Annotated in this window: 2 protein-coding genes; both read left to right on the top strand. The window is 53.8% G+C overall.

Features of this window, described 5'->3' with window-relative positions:
* Positions 1–335, top strand: a 335-nt coding sequence (locus ACXJ5O_RS25925; RefSeq protein ID WP_457302415.1) for a glutamine amidotransferase, incomplete at its 5' end; no start/stop codon positions are given.
* 98 nt (positions 336–433) lie between these two features.
* The gene (locus ACXJ5O_RS25920) at positions 434–1537 is read left to right on the top strand and encodes a substrate-binding domain-containing protein (protein WP_457302414.1); all 1104 of its coding nucleotides are present in this window, start codon (positions 434–436) and stop codon (positions 1535–1537) included.
* Positions 1538–1738: the final 201 nt, after the last annotated feature.

Genomic DNA, 1738 nt, shown 5'->3' with positions numbered 1-1738 from the left:
GGATTCTGCCTGTTTCGCTTCAGGCCTCTGATGACAGGAGTGAACAGCCGCAGGGTATCCGGCCCGAGATCGTCGATGCGGCACATCCTACGGTTGCAGGTCTGACCCAATGGCCGCATTTTCTAGGATTCAATAAATCTACCTTGCATCCTGACGCTCATCTTGTGGCACGTTTTGGTAACCAGCCCTTCATCGCAGTGCGTGAACCMGGAGCCGGACGAAGCGCCATCTTTTCATCCGACTGTGGCCCTCACTGGGGTCCGCCGGAATTTGTTGCGTGGGAAGGTTATCCCAGACTCTGGCTCAACATCACGAATTGGCTCGCCAAACGATAAGGAGCCTACTCCGATCCACTAAAGAAAAGGAGCGTATCAAGCTTTCCAGGACTACCGTTCATCAATGTATCGCCATCAAGGCAAAGGGGAACCAAAGCATGTTGAAACGTTTACTCACCATTTTATTAATCGCCATTCTGCCTCCGGCATCTTCCGCATATGCAGAGGACGCCCAGCCTATCTCGCAGAAGACCTGTACGCAGCTCTTGGCGGATTACAAACAGCTTCCATTCACATCGGTTCTGCCGCTTGACGAAGGTCCGATTGCTATTGGTGGAGATACCAAAGATATTACCATTGGCTTCTCGCAGACTGCATTCAACCATCCCTGGCGTGTCTCGATGCTGGAGTCGCTCCAGGCTGAAGCCTGCCGTCACCCTAACGTCAAGCTTGTTATACTCGACGGCAACGTCGATGTCGCCAAGCAGAGCAACGATGTCCGCGATCTATTGGCCCGCGGTGTCAATGCCGTTCTGCTTAGCCCCGTAGAATCGGCTGCCCTTGTCCCGGCGGCGAGAGCCGTCCAAAGCGCCGGCATACCGCTTATCGTCATGGACCGCGATGTGCCAACGGAAAAAACGCTGTTTATCGGCCAAAGTAATGTCACCATGGCGGAACAAGTCGCTGAGCACATGGCTAAGGATCTTGGCGGGAAGGGCAATATCGTTGTCATTACCGGCCTCAAGGGATCTTCTCCAGCTGTGGATCGTGATCAAGGCATGAAGAATGTCCTGGCCAAGTATCCGAATATCAAGGTCCTGGCTGTTGGCGATGGCCAATGGATACGCGAACCGGCGGTACCCCTCATGGAGGATTTCCTGACGGCGCATTCGRATATCAACGCTGTCTTCTCCCACGCGGAAGAATCGTCTTGGGGCGCGCAGCTTGCGATTGCACGGGCAAAGCGTTGTGGCGATCACATCCGGCATTACACATTTGACGGTTCCAATGCCGGATTCAAATCCGTCAAAGCCGGAACCTTCAGCGCTGATGGAAACTATACCCCGTTTATAGCGGATGTCGGTCTGCGGGCCGCACTTTACAAATTGATGGGGAAGGAAATACCCGGCACGCAAGATTACGATATGCCCGGCAAGCGCCTTCAGTTGCCGGATTCTCCGACAGTGGTGGCCGACAATGCCGATGAATGGATCGGTCGTGGCTGGGGCAACTTTGAGCCCACGCTTGATCCGTGCAAGTAACGCGAGACAGTCCTGGCCGGGATATAAATTCTGGCCATACAAATTGTGATGCTCGCTCACGCATAGTGCAGGACAATCTGAATGGGCAAAATCCTTCTTGAAGCTGTAGCGCTGACAAAGGCGTTTGACGGAAATGTTGTACTTTCCGGCGTGGATTTCACTGTCCATGCCGGAGAAGTCCACGCTATCGTCGGTGAGAAT

This window comes from Phyllobacterium sp. P5_D12, assembly GCF_054049495.1.
Note: the sequence above shows the minus strand (reverse complement) of the source record. Positions and strands in the feature narration are given on the sequence as shown.